The following is a 22,432-nucleotide window of genomic DNA, read 5'->3' as shown; positions in this document are numbered from 1 at the left end:
GGGGGCAGATCGCAGAAGGTATCCTTTATAACTATGTGAAAAAAGGAGAAGTGAGCAAGTTATTTACCTTAAACAATGTCAACACTGAGTAGCACATTGCACCAGATTGAAGATTATGCCAAATGCCTTATGCTTTCGATCTGAGGATTGTCTTAAATGATGGTTCTATTCGATACATTGATTCTCGTGGAGAGACCATATTTAACGAGCAAGGACAACCAATCAAACTCATTGGAACATCATTAGACGTTACCGAGCACAAACACACTGAGTTAGCTTTGCAATAAGCAAAAGAAGCGGCAGAAACAGCAAGTCAACTGAAAGACGAATTCTTAACTATACTCTCCCACGAACTCCGTTCTCCACTCAATCCAATTTTAGCTTGGGCGCAAGTTTTGCGATCGCGGAAGTTAAGCGAAGAAACCACCGCTCGTGCTTTAGAAACAATTGAACGGAATACTAAATTACAGACTCAACTCATTAAAGATTTACTAGATATGTCTCGTATTCTTCAAGGCAAGTTGAACTTAAATATGAAACTAGTTAACTTAGTTTTTATTATTAAAAACTCTGTAGAAACGATTCGTCAACTCGCCGAAGCTAAAGCTATTCAAATTGAAACTATATTAGACGATAAAACCTTTTATGTCGAAGGAGACTCGACCCGTTTACAACAAATCATTTGGAATCTGCTTTTAAATGCCGTGAAATTTACACCCGAAGGAAGACGGGTTACGATCGCATTAAAATATTTTGACTCTTATGCCCAAATACAAGTTAGCGATACAGGGAAAGGCATTAGCCCTGAATTTCTCCCTCACGTTTTTGAACGCTTCAGTCAAGAAAGCACTTCTACAACCAGAAAGTATGGTGGATTGGGGCTTGGATTAGCCATTGTTCGTCATTTAACAAAACTACATGGGGGTTCAGTAGCGGGTATTGCTTGAGGCAATTGCTAGTTTGGTAGGACGGTAGTTACCAATGAAAAATCGCTCAACTACTCTCTTCAAAACTTACAATAATCTGTTTTGCTAAAGTTAAGTTATAGCAATAATAAAGTGCCATGTTGAGTCAATTACCGAATCGCATCACCAGTTTTTCTTGGTGGCAACTCATAAATTGGATTGCCGATCCCCTCGCATTTCAGGACAAATACAGCCAAAAATATGGAAACATTTTTACTATGCGGCTGAGTGGTCTGGGAAGTTACGTACTTATCGGTAATCCTCAAGCAATTCAAGAGATTTTTAATCAAGATACTAAACAATTTGATGTGGGACGTGGAAATGCACTTGCAGAACCTCTCATCGGGAAAAACTCTTTGATGTTAATGGATGGCGATCGCCATCGGCGAGCACGAAAATTATTAATGCCTCCCTTTCATGGGGATAGATTACCAACTTACGCCAAACAAATCTGCCTCTTGAGCGAACAAGTTACGAGTCAGTGGGTTGTCGGTCAGCCTTTTGTGGCTCGATCTGTGATGCAAAAGATTAGCCTAGAAGTGATATTGCAAATCGTCTTTGGCTTGAGCGAAGGGGAACGCTATCAACAACTTAAACCCTTACTTACGGATTGGCTTAATATGATTGATTCTCCACTCCGCTCCAGTATTCTATTTTTACGGTTTCTACAACAAGATTGGGGAGATTGGACTCCTTGGGGACGAATGAAACAGCGACAACGCAAAGTTCACGACCTACTGATTGCAGAAATTGAGGAAAGAAGAATACAGGGAGATGCGGGGCGGCGTGACATCCTCAGCTTGATGATGGCAGCACGGGACGACCGAGGTCAAGCGATGAGCAACGAAGAATTGAAAGATGAACTGCTAACGATTTTATTTGCTGGACATGAAACTACTGCAACAACACTCGCTTGGGCTTTCTATCAAATTCACCAACATCCAGAGGTTCTTGAAAAATTGTTACAGGAACTAGACAGCTTGGGAGAAAGCTCAAACCCCATGGAAATTGCTCAGCTTCCCTATTTAACAGCAGTTTGTCAAGAAACACTGCGGATGTATCCTGTCCTTCCCGTGCTTTTGCCACGCATCACCAAATCGCCAATAAAAATTGGAGGATACCAGTTTGATGCTGAGACAACCTTAATGCCAAGTATTTACCTCGTCCATTATCGAGAAGATTTATATCCTAATGCACGACAATTTAAACCAGAACGTTTTTTTGAGCGCCAGTACTCCAAGAGTGAATATTTACCTTTTGGTGGTGGAAGTCGCCACTGTTTGGGATATGCCTTAGCTCAGTTAGAAATGAAACTCGTTGTTGCAACGGTTTTATCGAAGTATCAACTCGCCAATTTGGACGATCGCCCAGTTAAACTTCAACGTCGTGGGTTTACCCTTGCTCCTATGGGTGGCGTTCGGATGGTGATGACTGGAAAACGGCACTTGATTCGAGTCCCTTGTGGAAAGCGTTAAAAGTTTTTGGTCTACTGATTTTGACCACTTGATTTTCATTCTCCTCCAGTCACCTTTGCTTTTGGATTCCTTCATACAGCTATTACTTACCAACTTTTTTGACAGAGCTTGTTGACTTACCCTAAGATCGCCTGTTACTAAATCGGTGTTCTAGCTCCTGTTGCAATCGATACAAGATTGTATTCTGTTCTACTTCCGAGAGAATTTCTTGAATCACCGTACTTGCTCCTAACTGTCCCCAAGAACAGCCTCTTTCTAAGTACACCTGTGCTGCCTTACCTACAGCGTATGCTCCATAACCAGCAATTCCTGCTTGAGTTATGGCTGTTCCAGCATAAGCCGTCACATTAATGGGATTTTCTCCCGAAGCAATAGCAGTTGCACTTTTGCCCAAACCTAAAAGGATGCTACTGCCTATTTCACCTAGCAACAAACCACCAGAACTTAATAAAATTGTTTTTAAAACTTTCCCAGCTTCATAATTAGTTATGGGCAAACCATACAGGCGTGCGAGCGATCGAATTAAAGCTAAATCGGCAATAGTGCCACCCAGAATATCCAAAAAGGCGATGGGATTGAGACCAACAGTTAACGCTTTGTATTTGGTGTACCGCCAAATCAAATCTTCTGCTTCTTCCTGACGTAATTTGATGGTTTTTTCGGCGATTGTTTCTTCTGCATCCCGTGCTTGAATCAGAGCATTTAAAGCCAGAAGAGAACGTCCTTCGCGATTCAAAATTTTCAAAATTGTTTCTTTAAGTTCCTCTATTTGTGGGGGTGGAGTTTCCCATTCTTGCGTGACTCGACCATCTTGCCACTCCACGCGAACTTCCATTGGTGCGGGTTCTGCAGCTACCATAACAATTTCATCCGGTTGCAAAGGAGTTGTCTGAAAACTCCCACTACCCAACTGCTGCAAATTTTTATAAATCTTTTGTTTATCTGTATCTGGGTACAAATCTATTTTATTAAAGACCAAAATCAAAGGTTTTTGAGATTGTCTTAAATTACACAGATTTTGGTATTCAGTACGAGTAATATCACCAGAGACTACAAACAAAATCAAATCTGCTTGTTGAGATACTTCTCGTGCCATTTTCGCTCGTGTTTCTCCCTCAATTTCATCCAATCCCGGTGTATCAATTAACTCTACCTGTACTTTCCCCCCAGGATTCCAATGTACAGAACGAGGATACTGCGTCACCCCGTTCAAAGGTCCTGTTTGCAAAATCTTTTGTCCTAGTAAAGCATTCAGTACTGCTGACTTACCGCGACTCACCAAACCAAAAGCAGCGATGCGAATCACATTGTTATCCAATTTGTTGAGAGTCGAGGTCAAAATCTCTAACTCTGGTTTAACCAACCCTGCTAATTGCGACTTTGATTGTGACTGTCCGGCTTTACGAAGATGCCCATACCAAGAGAGTGCTTGTCTGAGACTAGCACGAGCGCGATTTAAGTGAGTTTCTTGTTGATTCTTTGACACTGGGATATATTAACTCAAGACTATATTTAATTTTAGATTTTGGACTGAGAAAGTTAACCAGGTGTAACTCGATCGACATGATATTTAGTAGCTTTCAATATACGAGTTTGCGTATTTTTACCCGTGTTTATATTTATAACTGATGAACGAGCAGGAAGGTTAAAGTCAAAATTTTGGAAAGCCCAGAGAACTAGACGCTCGCCTTTACGATACACGACACCTTTCTCATCAGATAAGATTTCACGATTGACCATTAAGTCGTTAACTTGATTAAGTTTTTCAAATAGCGAGCGGATATGGCTTACCTTTGTCGCCCACGTTACCAGTGTTCCTTCTTTTGTAGCAGTGAAGGTGAAACCTTGCAATGCAGACTGCAAGGGCAAAAACTGAAAGATATTGGGATTTTTCGCTGAGGGTAAATACGCTTCAGTAGAATAAAATTGTTCTATTGAATCAATTGGAGTTATGGACGGTACAAAAGGGTTACGCAGCCAAAACTCACTCCCAACTGCACGTCCGCTTGGTTCCCAAGTACCGCGATCGAGAATTTTGTAAATGGGAATGCGATCGCTTTGGTAGCGGTACTGGTAACTAAAACCAATATATCTACGGTTACCAATATCGCGAAAAACTGGACGAATTTCTAGCCACAATTTAGTATCTGTAGCTGGTTGAGATTCGGCAGTCCAATCCGCCGTGTTGTAACGATTTCGCACTGAATGAACCATCCAATCCATCAATCCACCTTCACGATAGTGCATGGCAAATTCGAATACAACTGAGTTATCTGTAATCTGCTGGCGAACAATAGTATAATTGCATAAGGTAATTCCGTTAGGATTACGGATTTCTACAAACATTGGTCTTCGTCCATGACGCAACAGTATATCACCTGCAGTAATCCGACCAAAGCCCAAAAATTCATTGTTTTGCATTATCTTTTCTAAAGAAATGCCGTTGGCTAGCTTAATCACCTCTTCAGAAAACGAACCTGGCTTGTTAGGTGCAGAAGTGGTTGCAGCTGCTGTAGGTGACAATGGATTTAAGATTCCCATTGCACTCCCAATAGTTACCAAAAGTGTCCTAACTATGAACCCACGGCGATGACTTTTGTATAATTCTGAGCCAAAATGCTTGTTATATTTACGAGATTTCAATATATGTAAGTGGCGTCTTATGTATACAATTATTTTCATTTAAAAAAATCTATAACTTGATAAACAATATTCAACATAAATTCTACCGCAAGGTAGATAAGTTTTTAGGTTCTCTCTTGTGGTACTTGCGTTATTCAGTAATTTTAGACTGGAAAGGAAGTAAGAATCACTGTCTTCGTAGTGAGTGTCAACTAGTAAGAAAAATTAAGAGGGAGCCTCCTTAGTCTCCCTACATTTCTTGATAGCGTTTAATTTTATTCTGAATTCTTTATCCTTCAGTAGAAAGTTCTTCTACTTCAAATCTCCATATTATTCCTCTATCTGTAGGACGTTGAATGCAGATCTTGGAATTGTTCGACAGCAGCTTTAAGCGTTCGAGAAGTTGAGGAAGAACTTCGACAATTTGCGGATAACTATCCATGTCTTGACAAAGAATGACCAATGTCATAGTACCGGCGATTGTCTCAACGTACCACTGGCTAAGTGATAGTAAAGCCTGCTGTGTAGAGTCGCAAAGTTCATAGAAGCGGTTACTAGAAACTTGTTCTAGGTGTCTGTGTAATAATTCATCAAATAATGTAACCTCAGCAGGAGGCATATCATCTGGAGGAAGAAAGGGTAGATCCATCATGAAATCCTTCCAGTATTTATTGAAGTGATAGACTGAGTTTTTATCGCCTTAGAGTTTTTATCTAATGTAAAACTCATCGAAGAGGAACGATCGCAATTTGGTTAGCCCCAAAATGGCACGATAGCCGTATACTAACTATCAAATCTAAAATTTTTCACTCAATCTGTGCGATCGCTTACATTTCACTAGTTTAGTTGGTACACTAGCAAAACATTTTGGATTGAGAAACTCTTGCCTAAAAGTCTTGTTTCCATCTTCTTAGCTTTTTTGCTGGTAGCTTGTTATACTAGTCCAAAGCAGCAACGGTTTCAAAATTGTTCCTACATTAAAGAGAAGCTAGGCAAAATCATACTTGATTTTCACAAGAAGTACGATCGCATACCATTTTCGTTTGAAGAAGCACACAAAGATAGCCAAGTCATTCTTTCCAATCGCGGTGATGCATTGAGTAATTCCTTGATTTATGGCAAGACGGGAGAAAATTCTTTTTACTTTCTCTCTTATGGAATGAACGGGAAGTTTGAAAGTTATCTATGATAAGAATTGGAAAACGTCATGTGTTGAAATGCGATCGCAATAATCAGATGATTCGTAAAACAATACGGTTTGTAGTAGGGTGGGCAATGCCCACCAAAATCTAACGGTGGGCATTGCCCACCCTACCTGGGAAAATTAAATGTTAACGAATCTTTATTTATAATTTTTTCTAATAGGATATAAGAGAAGATTTAAAAAAATATATCAAAATAATGGAAACAAACGATAATATCTTACGTCAATTTACTAACATAAAAAACCCACCACTATCCCTATATAAGGGAATCATGGGGGATTTGCTAGATTCTGCAAAGAAAAAAAGAAATAGAGAATTTGGTAGCTGCACTATTGGCTGAAAAAATCTTGAGTTTAAAGCATCATTAAAATGAGTTTTGGAGGCAAGAATGTGAAAGACAACTATAAGTTTTGCTGCACTTTAGTTGTTTTACGTCAAAATCAATTGGGGTGACATCGAGTGCTTTGTGTTCCTTCCTTGGCTTAGAAAGTGCGATTGACTAACAGATAGTAAAGGCACTTCTTGCCGACAGGATTGGCAAAACCAGTAAACTCCTTGATGACGCACGTGTCGTAACAAAGAATTACCGCAGCAAAGACAACTGTGAGTCGTCGTTCTCATGTTGATTCTCCTTGTCACAAAAGCTTGTAAAGTCTGAAGAAAGGATAAAGTGTAAAGGATTAAAGAATGAAATAGTTAATTTTTCATTTCAAGCTTCAGCCTTTGGATAAGAGCTTTATCAAGCAATTGATGTTAACGAAGTTTTAAGAGTTGGAATTCGTCCATTTCTCTCATTGCGATCCCTAAGAATTTTCTCATAGACCGCTACATAACCATTTACCATTTGAGTGACAGTGAAGTTGTTTTCCACGTGTTCTCGGCTAGTCAGGCGATCGAGTTCCAACGCCGCTGGAATCATTGTCGCCATTTCTTCATAGCTTTGGCAAACAAAACCTGTTTTGCCATGAGCAATGACTTCTGGTACGGAACCCATATTTATCCCGATGACTGGTGTACCAACAGCCATTGATTCGATCATCACTAAGCCAAAGGGTTCTCGCCAAGTGATGGGGAAAAGGGTAACAGATGCATTGCCTAAAAGTTCCACTTTTGCAGCATGGTCTACTTCACCTAGATATTCAATTTGCTTACCATCTATCTGGGGGGCAATCTCTTTCTCGAAAAACTCTTTATCTACGACATCGACTTTTCCTGCCATTTTCAAGCGCCAACCAGTTTTCTTAGCTATGGCGATCGCGTGCTGAGGCCCTTTTTCTGGAGAAAAGCGTCCTAAAAAGGCAATATAGGGTGGCTGTGCTGGTTGAGATACAAATTGGTAGTCACCTAAATCTATCCCGTTGTACACGGTGCTTGCATAATTTAGGTCTATTTGGCGCTGGGCATTACTAATACTGACGTATGGTTGCGTTCTATGAAGGTTATATACTTTGCTGCTGTCACGGGTAAAATTGCCATGCAAGGTATGTACCGTAGGGGTTGACACCATGCTTGCCAAAGGCAAAGTCCAAATTCCTACATGGGAATGGATGATGTCGAATTCCGCCGCTTGCTGGTAAACGTGGCTGGCTTCAAGCATCTCGTACATCATACCCTCTTTGATGTCCGGGTCTAAACGCAATGCGCGAGGACAAATTGCGTCTAACTCAGCCAGTGTTTGCGAATCGCCTGATGCAAACAAAGTCACATCATAACCCCGACGCACGAGTTCATCGGTTACGCGACTCACCACGAGTTCAATGCCTCCGTAAGTTGAAGGTGGAACTCGTTCCCACAAGGGGGCTACTTGAGCTATTTTCATAAATTTCCTTGGTTCAGCTGGTAAAGTGGTCGTTGGACAAGGATTGAGATCCTTTTGCTTTAGGTATTCATTCCTCCTTTTCCTAAGGTTGGAACCAACCGCATACGCCTTATACGGCGTCTTTTGGTTAATCTAGCACCCTCTATGCGCCACCTCCAAATTGATGCTGACCAGCTAAAGTGCAGCTTCGTGTACTTTATTCTTAAAATTTCACAATCCACATCTATCCCAAGGCAGATATAATTATATCTTATATTTTCCTGGGGATAGACTTATTTTATTAAAAAAGTCTTAGGGATCGATTGTTAAAGGTTAGTGGTTAGTAGCAAGAATGACTAATTGTGTACGGGCGCAAGGCATTGCGCCCCTACTAACGACTAACATTTTTTCCGCCCAACGCTTCTACAACAGTCTGAGTATTTGACTGCATCATTTTGATATAAGTATCGCCCGGACTTCCGGGCGCACCAATGGAATCAGAATAGAGTTGGCTAGGTGCTAATTTTACCCCTGCTTCTTGGGCAACAGTTTTTATCAAAGCAGGATTGATTGTTGTTTCTGCAAAAATTGCTGGAACTCCAATCTTTTTGACTTCTTCTACTAGCCCCTTGACTGTTTGTGCGCTAGGTTGTTCCTCAGTGCTTATACCAATTAAAGTACCCGCGATAGGTATCCCATACGCACGTCCGTAGTATTGAAAAGCATCGTGTGTTGTCACTAGTTTGCGTTTATTTGCCGGGATTGTCTGAATTTGGGTTTTTATCCAACTGTCTAACTGCTCTAACTCCTTAGTCAGTCGTTGGTCGTTCTTGGTAAATTCTTCTTTGTCTTCAGGTGATAACTTAATCAAAGCATCTCGAATGGCATGAGTCATTGCGATCGCATTTTTTACATCTCCCCATACGTGTGGGTCTGGGACTTTCCCCTTGGATTTTTCTGCTAACTGTAAAGGCTTGACCACCTCACCCACAGCTAACTGACGGGTTTTTCCCGCAGCAGATTTCATCAACTTAATCAATCCTGGTTCTAGGTTGTAACCGTTATACAAAACTAAGTCCGCTTCTTCCATCACCCTGGTATTTTGAGGAACTGGTTCGTACACGTGGGGATCGGTTCCTGGTTTAAGGATTCCAGTGACTTGAACTTCATCTCCTCCCACTTCCTCTGCAAGGTTCGCAATGATGGTGCTAGTCGCTACGACTTGAGGCTTATCCTTATTGGGGGTGTTAGAGGTAGAGCTTTGTTGACTACAACTGAATAAGCTCAAGGACAACAGCATACTTAAACCCAGTTTTGGTAAAAAGTAGAACACATTCCCTGTCAAAGTGCTGCCGTCTCTCTGAAGTATTACTTTCATTTATGTTAGATATTATTTCTCTTTATAGAGGTTTTCATTTTTATCTCATTTTTATAGTAATCTCAAGAAAGCAAGTATTTAAACACCATTATGAAAACTGCCTCTTTTCAACCAGATTTCCCATTATTTAGGAAAAATATAGGCGAAATGCCTAATCTAGAAACGCATTATGACCCAAGTGTAGACACGCCACCTATCGTGTCTCCTCAAGGAACCGATCTAAATGAAGCGATCCAGATTTCCCAATTGGGGGTATACTACCGAGCAACAGAAGCGCTGAGAGATATCAACTGTGTTGTGAAACCAGGGCGACTCACAGGAATTTTTGGTCCCAATGGTGCTGGCAAAAGTACGTTGTTGAAAGCTATGTTAGGTTTAGTTCCTGCCCACGGAAACGTGCAATATAAAGGAAAACCTCTAACGCAGCAATTGGAGAAAATTGCCTACGTACCACAACGAAGCCAGATAGATTGGGCATATCCCGCTACCGTCTGGGATGTCGTGATGATGGGAAGAGTCAAGAAAACAGGATGGTTTCGCCAGTTTTCAACAGTCAGCCGTCAAGTCGCAAAAAGTGCGTTACAACGTGTTGGGATGAGTGAATATCGCAACCGCCCCATTGGAGAACTTTCTGGAGGACAGCAACAGCGAGTCTTTTTAGCCCGTGCTTTAGCGCAAGAAGCAGAAATTTTTTGTTTTGATGAACCTTTTGTAGGTATCGATCAAAAAACCCAAAGAGTCATTTTTGAAGTTTTCCAAGAACTGGCGGCTGCGGGAAAAATTATCCTTGTTGTCAATCATGACTTGGGGGAATCGATCGCTCATTTTGATGATTTAATTTTATTAAATCAGACAATGATAGCCACAGGTTCCCGACAGCAGGTACTTACTGAAGAAAATTTGTCCCGCGCCTATAGCGGTCAAGTTATGTTTTGGAAAGAGGCGGCGTGACCAGTAACCAGTGACCAGTGACCAGTGACCAGTGACCAGTGACCAAGAACAACTAACCACTAACAATTAACAATTAACAATTAACTATGATTCAATCATTAATTGAGCCTTTACAATATGGTTTTATGCAAAGGTCGCTGATTGTTGCCATTATAGTGGGTTTGTTGTGTGCCGTTGTTGGCAGCTACTTAATGGTACAACGGTTGGCTTTATTGGGTGATGCTATTAGTCATTCAGTATTACCGGGACTTGCGATCGCTTTTTTGTTAGGTGGTAATATTTTTGTTGGGGCATTTATTGCTGGTATCATCAGTACTATGGCGATTGCTTTTATTAGAACGCGATCGCCTATCAAAGAAGACGCTGCCATGGGGATAGTTTTTTCGGCGTTTTTTGCCCTTGGAATTACGCTGATTACTGTCATTCAAAAAGACAACAAGATTGACTTAAACCATTTCCTTTTTGGAAATATTCTCGGTGTGACTTTTGATGAAGTGCGCGATACTTCTATTATTGCAGCTTTAGTTTTGCTCGTTATCGTTTTGGTGTACAAAGAACTTTTGTTTTATACCTTTGATCCCTTGGGTGCGAAAGCAGCAGGATTACCAGTCAATGGTCTTAATTTTGGACTTATGGTAATTATTGCTTTAACGATTGTTGCTAGTATGAAAGCCGTGGGCGTTATTCTGGTATTATCGCTTTTGATTACACCAGGAGCTACGGCTTATTTATTAGTAAAACGCTTGTATCAAGTGATGATTCTGGGCTCAGTTATAGGGGTATTTTCTAGTATTACTGGAATGTACCTCAGCTATTTTTATAATTTTCCTTCAGGTCCAGCAATTGTATTGGTTGTGTCGGGATTGTTTGTATTGGCGTTACTTTTTAGTCCCCGACACGGGATTTTTGCTAACATTCGTAAAAGAAATATTGTAGGTTTGGAGAGATAAAACTTAATAATTAAACGACTGAACTCTACTTTACACTCATTCAAGTAAAGTTCAGTCCGTTTGCATAACTAATTACGTAAGACCTAGCCTTTGGATTTCAGACAGTTAAGCCTTGCTGAAATTTTTGTTTCTCTTTGACCATAAACCAGCCCCACCAACTAGACCTACACCAACTAGAAGAGAGGGTTCTGGTACCCTCCGACGGTAGTCATATGTTACTTTGACACTCGCTTTGGCATAGGTATTAACGTAGGATGTGATGTTACCAGATCCCTTGACGGTTGATTTCGCATTAGCTGTGAACAAAAAATCAAACTTGTTAGTACCGATAAATGATTGCAATAAGCTACTATCGGTGTACGTTTTCGTACCGGAGGCGCTGGCGGTTAGACCCTCTAGTGTCCTTCCAGAAGTGCCAAGAAAATCAAGTTTGTTATCATATTTGCTAACATCGTATTTGTAAGATTGTGTTGGGTCTAACTCAAAGAGGCTTGTACCATCAGTTGTTTGTAACTTAAGCAAACCGGAAAGGTCTACTGTTACTGTACGCGCTTTTGCGTCTCTGCTTTCAAAACCTGCATCTCCTGTAAGGTCACCGATAAAATCAATCTTGACACTATTGAGTATGCCCCAAGATGATTTAAACTTTTGGATACTCAAAGGAGCATTTAAGATATCTGTAACACCGTATCCAGCATAAGGTGCAGCTTCATCTGCAGATGGTTTGTATTCTGCAGTGTACTCCAGAATATCTGCACGAGCAACTCCTGTCGTTGCGACAATGCTTGTTATTGCGATCGCGATAGCGGGGGTTAATACAGCTAAAAACTTAGTCTTCATACGTTACAAATTGGAAAAACTTTATTGGCAATGCCTCCTCTCTCTTTGTAACTTTGAAGTTTTATATACTGTATTGATAATGATACGTAATTTTTTGTAAATTTTACTTTATATTAATTGCTGTAGGTTTCATTCTAGTAAGTAGTTCCTAATAAGTGAATTTTCTTAAGCCATATCAAAAGGATACGCTTAACTAAGTAGGTTTTACGGAAATTATCCATCTCATTCACCTCTAGGACTTACGCATTGACAAAAACTATCAGATATGAAATTTGCATTTTTAGTGCTTCAACGTTTGATTTTTTAATAAATGAGAACCAACATCACCTACCGTAGGGGCGCAAGGTCTTGCGCCCCTACAAGCCTGAAACAAGCATTATCCGTTGATGCATATAATGTCAATTTGTACAGTGCGTAAGTCCTAACCTCATCTATTGACTCCCTATATTTCTGAGAAGTCAGCTAAGCTAACAACAGCAGTCTAATCCTCAAAAAGATCATGGCAAATAGTCCGACAATTCTAGCTTTAGACTTCGATGGTGTCATTTGCGACGGACTGATTGAGTACTTTGAGGTATCTTGGCATACCTATTGTCAAGTTTGGTTACCCGACGACCAAACTCCACCTGATGATTTGGCTTCTCAGTTCTACCGACTAAGACCAGTGATTGAAACAGGTTGGGAAATGCCTGTACTCGTTAAAGCTCTCGTTCAAGGAATCGCCGAAGAAAAAATTCTTCAGGATTGGAATGCGATCGCACAACAAATTTTACAAGCAGACAATTTTAAACCAGCAGACATTGGTAGTAAACTGGACAAATGTCGAGATGAATGGATTGCTACCGATTTGGATGGTTGGTTGAGTCGGCACAGATTTTATCCAGGAGTCATTGAGAAACTTGAAGCGACAATCTCAAGTTCAATTAAGTTATATGTCGTCACTACGAAAGAAGGTCGCTTCGCCCAACAACTGCTAGCACAGCAAGGGGTCGAACTACCAAAAGAGGTTATTTTTGGTAAAGAAGTGAAGCGTCCCAAGTATGAGATTTTGCAAGAATTAATTCAGGCGGAAAAGATTGCGCCTGAAAGTTTGTGGTTTGTAGAAGATCGATTGAAAACTTTACAGTTAGTCAAACAGCAATCGAACTTGGAGGAAGTTAAACTCTTTTTTGCAGACTGGGGCTACAACACGGCGGTAGAAAAGGTGACTGCTAAAAACGATCCCCGAATTCGCTTGCTATCACTCGCTCAGTTTGCTAGAGATTTTTCTGATTGGTTAGTGGTTAATGGTTAGTACTTAGTGGTACTTTTTTACTACTAGGCTAATAATTCTTTAATTTGTACAGATCGGACTCAACCCAACTCCTGTGGGACGGGCGTCCTCGCCCGTTTATCTGTGGAGATTAAAAGCGCCCCTACTAACAACTAACAACTAACTACTAACTACTATGCTAGATCTCACCAAACTGACATTACAAATGCAAGGTTTGAGTCAGCACTTGACTCAAGAAGCTGCAGCTAGCCGCTATCGTTTAGAACTAGCTCAAAAACACCTTCAAGATGCACTAGCCTCTCAGGTAGAATTAGTACAGAGACAAGAACAGTGGCGCGATCGCATTGTGTTTGCCAATGCAACTCCAGTAGAACCACTGAATACCTGTATTGAGATTCAAGCGCCTCCTAAAATTCATACAGTAATTGCTACAGATGGTTCCCAAATAGCGCCTAGCCATCATGAAATAGCGTATTGCTATCTCCTCAACATTGGTAGAGTTGTTTTACATTACGGACAAAATCGTCACCCACTTTTAGACAGCTTACCTGAGATATTCTATCGACCAGAAGATTTATACGCTTCCCGTCAATGGGGTATTCGTACTGAAGAGTGGATGAGTTTCCGACGGACAGCTAGCGAAACAACTGTATTAGCAGAACTGGCTTGCAGTGCAATGGGAGGACATCGAGACAAAGACAAGGAAGAAGTCCCCACGTTAGCGATGGTAGATGGGTCTTTAATTTACTGGTTCTTGGAACAATTGCCTTTTGATGCCCGCAATCAAATATTACCTCCTATTTTGGAAGCTTGGCGAAAATTGCAGGAGGCAAAAATTCCCTTAATGGGCTATCTTAGCGCCTCTCGTAATGTCGAAGGGATAAACTTTTTACGTCTTTTAGCTTGTACCCATCCAGTCCCCGATTGTGCCAGTTTTTGCCCCAATCAACTAGAGAAAGTTCCGTGTAAAATCTTTGAACCCCTACGAGACACTGCTCTTTGGTCAACTCAACTCAAACCCGGACAACGCGGTCCTTTGTGGCGTAGCAATGCTCGTATTCTTGATTTATATGAAGACCAACAGATTTACTTTTGTTATATCCATGTCGGTGCAGAAATTGCTCGAATCGAAGTACCATCATGGGTAGCTCAAGATACAGAGATGTTTGAGCGAGCTTTAGGGCTAATGCTCGGACAAGTACAGAAAGGATATGGTTACCCCGTGGCTATAGCTGAAGCACACAATCAAGCTGTAGTTAAAGGCGGGGACAAAGCAAGGTTCTTTTCCCTGCTAGAAAGGCAAATGATTAGGGCGGGTTTAAAAAATGTAGGAACTTCATACAAGGAAGCCAGAAAGCGGGGAAGTATAGCATAATGAGCAACAGCATCAGGAGGACAAAAGTGCATGCCACAGGAAAAACGCTATTATACCCGTGACGAGTATCTAGCCATTGACCAAACAACTGGCTATAAAAGTGAATATTTAGATGGAGAAATAGTGCCGATGAAGGGAATTACAACTGAACACAATCAAATTACAGGTAATATTTATGCCTATCTCAAATTTGGTCTCAAAGGAAAAAATTATCGCGTGTATTTCAGTAATGTCCGCTTGTGGATACCGCGTTACAATCAATACACATTTCCAGATATCATGGTTATTGATGGAGAACCATTTTATGAGGGTACGGATAATACAACAGTAACCAATCCCTCGTTAATTGTTCAAGTTTCATCAAGATCGTCCACCAATCATACTGACTCAGATAGATTTCGCTTTTATCGGTCAATTCCTGAATTCCGAGAATATGTCTCAATTGACCAAAATAGTTGTTATGCAGAACAATATACTAAAAATTCAAAAGGCAATTGGATACTAACTGAGTACGATACTGTTAATTCTGTGTTAACGTTTGATTCTATTGACTTTCAACTTTCTTTTACTGATATTTACGAGCTGGTCAATCTTCCTAATATGACATTGAGTGAAGGTGCAAGGATTGATTATGGCTTTTAGAGAATGTTTGGAAATTATTAGGCGAATAGAATTCACAACTACACGAACTTTGTTTGTGTAGGCGAACTAAGAAAATATAAGCTATTAAAACCCACGTAGGTGGGTTTTGTCTGTATAGTTACAATTTCTAATCGTTAAGGTTAGCATCTCAGACCTTTTGATTATTTTGTAAAGTTTTTATAAAACTTTGTATTTTAATTTAACATTCTCAACCATACTTTTTTAGTCTATTTGGGGAAACCTAAATAAGGATGAAATAGACTTCTTGCATGGGTTTGGTTGTTTTCAGCTTCCGGTTCTTAGACAGAATCTACCTACGCAAGAGCGATAAAGTCCGCTATATGCGGGCTTTTTAATTACTATGACTGAATTTATAAAATGAGAAAAACTAGTATGAGTGATGACCGAGACATAGAGAAGAACTACTCACAATTCTTTCTCCACTCTAATGATTTACTGTGCATTGCTAGTTTTAATGGCTATTTTAAGTTTTTAAACCCAGTATGGAAAAAGACTTTTGATTGGTCAGATTGGGAATTTCAAAATAAACCATTTATTGATTTTGCTCATCCTGAAGATAGAGACGCTTGTATGACTGCTTATTCAAAACTGGTAGCAGGTGAGGAAATTTTTGGTTTAGAAAGTCGTTTTTTGTGTCAGGATGGGTCTCACAAATGGTTATCGTGGAACGCAACTGCATCTAGTAATGAACGATTAATTTATGCGGTTGCTCGTGATATCACTGCTAAGAAAGAAAACGAAGTAATACAACAACAGTATATCAAAGAATTAGAAGCTTTAAAGGTTGCTTTAAGTATTCACTCGCTAGTGGCTATTACTGATAAACAAGGCAAAATAACTTATGCTAATGAAAAGTTTTGTGAAGTTTCACAATATTCGCAAGCCGAATTAATAGGACAAGACCATCGGATTATCAATTCTAGCTATCATTCTAAAGAGTTTTTTAAAAATTTGTGGAGAACAATTTCTCTAGGACATCTTTGGAAAGGAGAAATTAAAAACAAAGCCAAAGATGGAACGTATTATTGGGTGGATACTCTAATTGTTCCATTTTTAGATAAAATTGGCAAGCCTTATCAGTATGTAGCAATTCGTACAGATATTACACAGCGCAAACTTTCAGAACTTGCTTTGTTGGAGCGATCGCGTTTATCATTACTAAGTGCAGAAATCAGCTTAGCTCTATCACAAAGCAGTTCCCTTCCTGAAATCCTTCAAAGCTGTACAAAAACTTTATCTCAGTATTTAGAAATTGCTTTTGTTTGTATCTGGACATTCGAGAACCAAACACATCAAATCCAATTACAAGCAGGTGTTCGCTGTACGGATAGGACTTGTGAAACTTTAACTAATAGTCAAGATTTTCCCAATCATACTGTTTTAGCTAATAGTATCATTGGTTTGATGACAAAAAACAATCAAGCTCTTTTTAATGAAGAAGTCACCCTAAAAAATGAAGAAGCTTTTTTAGAGCCTTTTTTATCAAATTTCCTTTTAGCTGCCTATCCTTTAATCATCGAGCAGCGTTCCATTGGAATTATTGCTTTATTTAGTCAAGAGTTATTTACCAATTCAACTCATAATTTATTAAATTGGATCGCTAACAATATTGCAGTAGCCATCGATCGCATCTGGGCGCGAGAAGAACTTTTCAGTCGTCGAGAAGCCTTGCTACTACGTCTTGCCAACCAAATCCGAAATTCTTTAGAACTCGATACAATTCTGGCAAAAGCTGTTTGTGAAATCCACACTTTATTACAAATTGACCGTTGCTATTTTCTCCGATATTTGCCAACTTTGCCTCAGCCAACACTGACTATTACCCATGAAGCGCGAAACCCCGAACTTCCTACTATGATAGGGAATCTTCCAATACAAAAAGCTGCTTTTTTAGTCAATATATTGCTTAATGAGGAAGTCATTTGTATTGATTCAACAAATAGTGCAGGTATATTAGATTGCGATACGCAAGAGTTTTTCTTCAAATCTGATATAAAAGCCCAACTGTTACTACCAGTCAAGAATAAATCAGGTGAATTTGGAGCCATTGTTTGCAGTCATAGCTGTGAGAAACGTACTTGGAGTCATAGCGAAATTAGTTTGCTACAAGCTGTGACAGATCAATTAGCAATTGCCATAGATCATGCCCAACTCTATAGAGAGAGCCGTGCTGCTACTTTAGCTGCACAAACTCATGCAGAAAAACTTTCGGAAACTTTGCAAAAGTTACAAGAGACTCAAACCCAACTCATTCAACAGGAAAAAATGTCTAGCTTGGGACAACTTGTAGCAGGAGTTGCTCATGAAATTAATAATCCAGTTAACTTTATTCACGGAAATATTACTCACGCAAGTGAATACATACAAGATTTGCAATATCTATTAAGACTTTATAACCAACATTATCCCGCTCCCCATCCAGAGATACAGTCTTTTTGTGAAGAAATCGAAATCGATTTTCTTGCTGATGACCTCAGTAAACTATTCTCTTCTATGAGAATAGGAACTCATCGTATCCGCGAGATCGTTCTAAGTTTGAGAAATTTTTCCCGTCTTGATGAAGCAGCAAAGAAACCAGTAGATATTCATGAAGGTTTAGAAAATACACTGTTGATTTTACAGCACAGACTGAAATCAAGTAATTACAATATTTCTATTGTCAAAGAATACAGTCATTTGCCTTCAGTGGATTGCTACCCAGGTCAATTGAATCAAGTTTTTATGAATATTTTGACTAATGCAATTGATGCTTTGGAAGAGGGACTGGGGGCTGGGGACTGGGGACAAGGAACTATAAATGTCCAATCCCCAATCGCCATTACCCCTTATCCCCAGAGGGGACCCCGAGTTCCCCAATCGCCAATCCCTACAATTCATATTAGCACTACAGTTGGAAGTAACAATTTTGCTGTCATTCAGATTGCTGATAACGGGGTTGGGATGACAGAAAATGTCAGACAACGATTGTTTGACCCATTTTTTACAACCAAACCTGTGGGAAAGGGAACCGGACTAGGGTTATCAATCAGTTACCAAATTATTGTAGAAAAGCATGGCGGAAGTTTGAAATGTATATCAGAACCTGGTAAAGGTACAGAGTTTCTGATTCAGATTCCCATTAGCTCGAATTAGAATAGAGAATAACAAAAGAAGAAATTCTTTTAAACAAGAAGTGAGTTATGCAAAATTTAAGTACATCCCAAACAACAGGGCTAGGATTCGAGCTTTTTCACGTTCAAACAAATACACCTTTTGAGTTGCCTCCAAATCTTGCTGTGATTCGTGTCGGCAAACAAAACGAGCAAATTGCACCAGATATTAATGTCACTTTCTTACCAGATACCGACATTGTTTCTCGATTGCACTTAGAAATTCAAGTAAAAGATAATACTTATTATATTACTGATAACAGTAGTTCTAACGGTACTTTTCTCAATGGGGTAAAGTTAGAACCCGGAAAGCGCTACCCTCTTCAAGTTGGTGACAAAATCAACCTCGGTCAGGAAGAAAAAGTGACATTTATATTTCAATATAAACAAAATCTGGTTGTTCCTTCTAATGCCCCTATAAGTAAACCTACAGTGCTACAACCAGAAATCGTACATAATACCCAACATAACCAAACAACTCAAGTGGATCGAAATAGCAAGTTTGTAGGTGCGGGTTTGATGCTCATCGGTATTTTATTATTTGCAGCTAACACGCAAATTGGTATTTTTCTCCGTATCCCAACTGTTTTGATGTTAATAGCAGGGGCTGTTCTTGTGTTGTGGCGTCGCGATTACCGCACTATAGGATGGATTTTGATAGGGCTAGGAGTTGCATTTATGCTTTTTACAGGTAATCTATTTGCTTCGTTTAATCTTTTGGCTATTCTTTTCGCCTCTGCTTTGTTTGCGGCTGGGTATCAGTTATTTAAGACTAGTAAAGTCTTGAATTATAGTTTGCAATCTCTCAAGGAATTATTAAAATAATAAGAGATTTTTTTGTATTTTGCGTTTCTCGTTCCCAGGTAGAACCTGGGAATGCATATTTCGAGGCTCTGCCTCAAAGTAGGATATTAATATTGTTTGCGCTTTGCTGTTGCCGCCGCTAAGGGCGATCGCTTCTGGCATAAACTCAAGGAATATCATTACCCGTGATTGACCTCTAACCAGGTTTCAAGGTCAGCTAGAGTTGTAAAATCGAGTAGTGCCTCTCCCAACGCTTCTAGTTGCTGTATGGGTAGATTTTCAATTTGCGAAGTTATTGTTTCTGGCAGTTGTCCCACTCGTCGATTTAATTGACGAATGATAAGCGATCGCGTTGCTTGTTTTCCCCAACTAGTAACAATTTCCATAATCTCCTCTTTGTCTGGTTCTTTCAGTTTACCAATTTCTTCTTGAAACCTTTGCTCTTCTTGACGATTCAATTCCAAATATGTATCGATAAATCCAGAAATTAAACTCGTTCTTGCTGGATATAATCGCAATGTTGCTAGCAAGCGCAAACATTCAGCAAATAACGTAAAGACGTTCTATGGCGCGTCTTTACATCTATGTATTGCGTGCAAGTGAACTGTTATTTTTCTTAAAATCTCTTAGAGGTTGTTTGTAAAGTCTACTATTGTATCAAGATCCCCCCTAGCCCCCCTTAAAAAGGGGGAAAAATACTCTGAAAGTCCCCCAATTTATCGTGGGATAATGGAGGCTATTGAATGTTTTGCTACTGATGACAGGACTTTTCAAACATCTTCTTAGAAGAACCGAATCTTTAAATCTGATAGTTCCACATCGAAACTTTGCCACAAAATTGATTTGCAGGTACAGCTGCCAACATTTTCTTGGGATAGGGGAGATTTAGGTTATTCATTAGTTCAATAAACTGATTGCGGCTACGTCCGGCAAACCGAGGGTTCCAGGATTTTTCTTCCCCAATGGTAGATACTGTTCGTCCTTGATAGTCATGACCGGGATACACCAAGGTTTCTTCTGGTAAAGCAAACAGCTTTTGAGTGACAACATCATACAGCAATCCAGCATCACCATTTTGGAAGTCGGTACGACCACAACCTCGAATAAACAATGCATCTCCACTTAATAAATGAGTTCCATTCACGAGATATGCCATGTGGCTATCTGTGTGTCCGGGAGTTGCGATCGCTTGAATTCTAACACTTCCTAATTCCATTATCGCCCCATCTATGGTGTAGTCATCAGCACCGAGAGTTGCAGCTTTTTCCGGGACAACACTCAAACACCCCGTCAATTCTCTCAATTTATCTGCCCCAGTGATGTGGTCGGCATGAATGTGGGTTTCCAGACAGTAGCGTAAAGTCAGTCCTAGTTCTTGCAAAACTTGAAGGTCTCGTTCGACTTGTTCCAACACCGGGTCTACCAGGATAGCTTCTTTCGTTTCTGGGTCGGCAATGAGGTAAGTGTAAGTACTTGACTCTTTATCGAACAATTGGCGAAATAGCATAACAGGTTTAGGCAACTTGCTTACTTCAATAGCAGCATAGGGTTGGAAATTGAGAGATTTCAGTAACTCTTGAGCCAAAGAAACTGCCTGAACTCGGATTTCTGGAACAGCAGTTGTTTCCCAAAGGTTACCCTTGCGCGGCGTTCCTAACGTATACAAAAGTTCGGAAACCTTGCCATCGGCATCAATTAGAGCACCGTTAGCAGCCGTATCGATACCAATGGATAGAGTGTTGGAACGGAACAGCCTTTGTTCTTGGAGGCTAGATAGCAAAGGATGCTGCAATCGACGGTAGTTACAATTCGACCCCGTACAGTTCACAATTCTGTTTACTTGTAGAACAATATCTGTATTTGTTCCCCTTTCACGAATGGTCACATTCACTCCCTTCTCAAACTCTTGGCAAGTTTGAATCCGACCTCCGTAGTAGCGTAATTGACCGGATTGAACGGCTGTATCCAAAACTTCTGCAATTTCTTCAGCAATTCGATGGCGATGAACTTCCCAGTAAGCTTTCACGTGGCGTAGAAATCTTTTCTGTTCTTTAAATGCAAGTGCTTGCCAAAGTTCTTGGGTCACCGGACGAAGAGCATCAATGACTGCACGCCAGTCCTGTCCTCGATCCATCGCGACTTTTATCTCCTGACGGACTAGGTGGAACAACCCTCTTGCAGTTTTTGGTGCTGTCTCTAAATTGAGAAATGCTGAATAAGGAGTTGTCTGTTTGTGGCGACAGGGCTTCAAACCATGACGGGAAACAGCATGAATTTGTCCTTTAAATCCTTGTTGATGCAGGGCAACAACGGCATCTACCATAGTCAATCCAGATCCGACTAATAGGATAGAATCATCAGGAGCGAGATTTGCGTTCGCCCTTGGCGCAAGCCGTACCCGGCTTATCGCATCTTCAGCCCAAGCATCTTTTACATAGGGATTAGATTTGCCCAAAGCAGCAATTGGTTCGGGTAAAGAAGCCGGAAAATTACCTAAAGCCAGCACAGCCTTTTGTACCTGCAAGCGCCTGCCATTATTCAAGTACACTCTGACGGTGTAAGTTGTAGTGTCAATATAGATAGCTTCACCAACAATCCTCTCAAACTCCACACCAGCTTGAGCCTTTGCCTGTGCTTCTTGCAGAATCGATTGGATATAACTTCCATAAACAGTACGCGGTACAAATGTCGAAGCAGTGACTTGTGTATGTCCATTTGCGTGCAGCCATTTCAAAAAATGATCTGATTCATCGGGAAATGCACTCATTTTACCTGCAGGAACATTTAGCAAATGACAATTGACTCGCGTACCATAAGCTACTCCTTTACCTATTTCATCATGGCGTTCAATTAATTTGATAGAAATTGGTATTGTTGCATTACGTAAAAGATTAGCAGCTACAAGAGAACCGCTTAAACCGCCTCCAATAATAGCTATTGTTTGTGGAGAAACAGTTTGATTTAAAATAGAGTTATGCATAGGA

The 22,432-nt window shown here is 40.2% G+C and carries 18 protein-coding genes and 1 pseudogene; 10 read left to right on the top strand and 9 right to left on the bottom strand.

Features of this window, described 5'->3' with window-relative positions; translation table 11 throughout:
* Positions 1 to 122: 122 nt before the first annotated feature.
* Positions 123 to 932 (top strand): annotated as a pseudogene (locus ACKTT2_RS38200) (sensor histidine kinase); the annotation flags it as partial.
* A gap of 131 nt (positions 933 to 1,063) precedes the next feature.
* Positions 1,064 to 2,440, top strand: a complete 1,377-nt coding sequence (locus ACKTT2_RS38195) for a cytochrome P450 (RefSeq protein WP_407896263.1) — start codon at positions 1,064 to 1,066, stop codon at positions 2,438 to 2,440.
* A gap of 121 nt (positions 2,441 to 2,561) precedes the next feature.
* Here the strand turns inward: ACKTT2_RS38195 and ACKTT2_RS38190 are convergent, their stop codons facing one another.
* From ACKTT2_RS38190 to ACKTT2_RS38180, 3 genes are all read right to left on the bottom strand, one after another.
* Positions 2,562 to 3,926, bottom strand: coding sequence for a GTP-binding protein (locus tag ACKTT2_RS38190; protein WP_407896261.1), 1,365 nt, complete (start codon positions 3,924 to 3,926; stop codon positions 2,562 to 2,564).
* 53 nt (positions 3,927 to 3,979) lie between these two features.
* Positions 3,980 to 4,981: a hypothetical protein gene (locus ACKTT2_RS38185; protein WP_407896259.1), complete on the bottom strand. Its 1,002-nt coding sequence runs from the start codon at positions 4,979 to 4,981 to the stop codon at positions 3,980 to 3,982.
* A 370-nt stretch (positions 4,982 to 5,351) separates the two neighbouring features.
* Positions 5,352 to 5,714 carry a hypothetical protein gene (locus ACKTT2_RS38180; protein ID WP_407896257.1) on the bottom strand — a complete coding sequence of 121 codons (363 nt, stop codon included), beginning with the start codon at positions 5,712 to 5,714 and terminating at the stop codon, positions 5,352 to 5,354.
* Positions 5,715 to 5,945: 231 nt separating this feature from the next.
* Here ACKTT2_RS38180 and ACKTT2_RS38175 point away from each other — a divergent pair, with 231 nt between their 5' ends.
* The gene (locus ACKTT2_RS38175) at positions 5,946 to 6,251 is read left to right on the top strand and encodes a hypothetical protein (RefSeq protein WP_407896255.1); all 306 of its coding nucleotides are present in this window, start codon (positions 5,946 to 5,948) and stop codon (positions 6,249 to 6,251) included.
* Between the two features lie 445 nt (positions 6,252 to 6,696).
* Here the strand turns inward: ACKTT2_RS38175 and ACKTT2_RS38170 are convergent, their stop codons facing one another.
* The 3 genes from ACKTT2_RS38170 to ACKTT2_RS38160 form a co-directional block, all read right to left on the bottom strand.
* Positions 6,697 to 6,888, bottom strand: coding sequence for a hypothetical protein (locus ACKTT2_RS38170; RefSeq protein ID WP_407896253.1), 192 nt, complete (start codon positions 6,886 to 6,888; stop codon positions 6,697 to 6,699).
* A gap of 118 nt (positions 6,889 to 7,006) precedes the next feature.
* Entirely contained in the window at positions 7,007 to 8,086 is a 1,080-nt protein-coding gene (locus ACKTT2_RS38165) for a glycosyltransferase family 4 protein (protein WP_407896251.1), read from the bottom strand.
* A 370-nt stretch (positions 8,087 to 8,456) separates the two neighbouring features.
* The gene (locus ACKTT2_RS38160; RefSeq protein ID WP_407896249.1) at positions 8,457 to 9,443 is read right to left on the bottom strand and encodes a metal ABC transporter substrate-binding protein; all 987 of its coding nucleotides are present in this window, start codon (positions 9,441 to 9,443) and stop codon (positions 8,457 to 8,459) included.
* A gap of 90 nt (positions 9,444 to 9,533) precedes the next feature.
* Here ACKTT2_RS38160 and ACKTT2_RS38155 point away from each other — a divergent pair, with 90 nt between their 5' ends.
* Together ACKTT2_RS38155 and ACKTT2_RS38150 are read left to right on the top strand one after the other, a co-directional pair.
* Entirely contained in the window at positions 9,534 to 10,394 is an 861-nt protein-coding gene (locus ACKTT2_RS38155; RefSeq protein WP_407896247.1) for a metal ABC transporter ATP-binding protein, read from the top strand.
* 86 nt (positions 10,395 to 10,480) lie between these two features.
* Entirely contained in the window at positions 10,481 to 11,344 is an 864-nt protein-coding gene (locus tag ACKTT2_RS38150; RefSeq protein ID WP_407896245.1) for a metal ABC transporter permease, read from the top strand.
* A gap of 105 nt (positions 11,345 to 11,449) precedes the next feature.
* Here the strand turns inward: ACKTT2_RS38150 and ACKTT2_RS38145 are convergent, their stop codons facing one another.
* A complete protein-coding gene (locus ACKTT2_RS38145; protein ID WP_407896243.1) occupies positions 11,450 to 12,184 on the bottom strand; it encodes a choice-of-anchor E domain-containing protein in 735 nt (244 codons plus the stop codon).
* Between the two features lie 499 nt (positions 12,185 to 12,683).
* Between ACKTT2_RS38145 and ACKTT2_RS38140 the strand changes: the two genes are divergently transcribed.
* From ACKTT2_RS38140 to ACKTT2_RS38120, 5 genes are all read left to right on the top strand, one after another.
* A complete protein-coding gene (locus ACKTT2_RS38140) occupies positions 12,684 to 13,478 on the top strand; it encodes an HAD family hydrolase (RefSeq protein WP_407896241.1) in 795 nt (264 codons plus the stop codon).
* 154 nt (positions 13,479 to 13,632) lie between these two features.
* Positions 13,633 to 14,832 carry a DNA double-strand break repair nuclease NurA gene (locus tag ACKTT2_RS38135; protein ID WP_407896239.1) on the top strand — a complete coding sequence of 400 codons (1,200 nt, stop codon included), beginning with the start codon at positions 13,633 to 13,635 and terminating at the stop codon, positions 14,830 to 14,832.
* 30 nt (positions 14,833 to 14,862) lie between these two features.
* Positions 14,863 to 15,474: a Uma2 family endonuclease gene (locus ACKTT2_RS38130; protein WP_407896237.1), complete on the top strand. Its 612-nt coding sequence runs from the start codon at positions 14,863 to 14,865 to the stop codon at positions 15,472 to 15,474.
* A 393-nt stretch (positions 15,475 to 15,867) separates the two neighbouring features.
* Positions 15,868 to 18,627 (top strand): PAS domain S-box protein, encoded by a 2,760-nt coding sequence (locus ACKTT2_RS38125; RefSeq protein ID WP_407896235.1) that lies wholly within the window; start codon positions 15,868 to 15,870, stop codon positions 18,625 to 18,627.
* A gap of 47 nt (positions 18,628 to 18,674) precedes the next feature.
* On the top strand, positions 18,675 to 19,469 hold the full coding sequence (locus ACKTT2_RS38120) for an FHA domain-containing protein (RefSeq protein ID WP_407896233.1): 795 nt from the start codon (positions 18,675 to 18,677) through the stop codon (positions 19,467 to 19,469).
* Between the two features lie 158 nt (positions 19,470 to 19,627).
* On the opposite strand, the gene ACKTT2_RS38115 is transcribed toward ACKTT2_RS38120, so the two are convergent.
* Complete coding sequence (locus ACKTT2_RS38115; protein WP_407896231.1) at positions 19,628 to 19,978, bottom strand: DUF4351 domain-containing protein; 351 nt, start codon at positions 19,976 to 19,978, stop codon at positions 19,628 to 19,630.
* 269 nt (positions 19,979 to 20,247) lie between these two features.
* Entirely contained in the window at positions 20,248 to 22,428 is a 2,181-nt protein-coding gene (locus tag ACKTT2_RS38110; RefSeq protein ID WP_407896229.1) for an FAD/NAD(P)-binding protein, read from the bottom strand.
* Between the last annotated feature and the right edge of the window lie 4 nt (positions 22,429 to 22,432).

This window comes from Scytonema hankhaensis NUACC26 (assembly GCF_045865695.1).
Lineage (GTDB): Bacteria > Cyanobacteriota > Cyanobacteriia > Cyanobacteriales > Nostocaceae > Scytonema.
The sequence above is the reverse complement of the archived record's forward strand: the minus strand, read 5'-3'. Positions and strand labels throughout refer to the sequence as shown.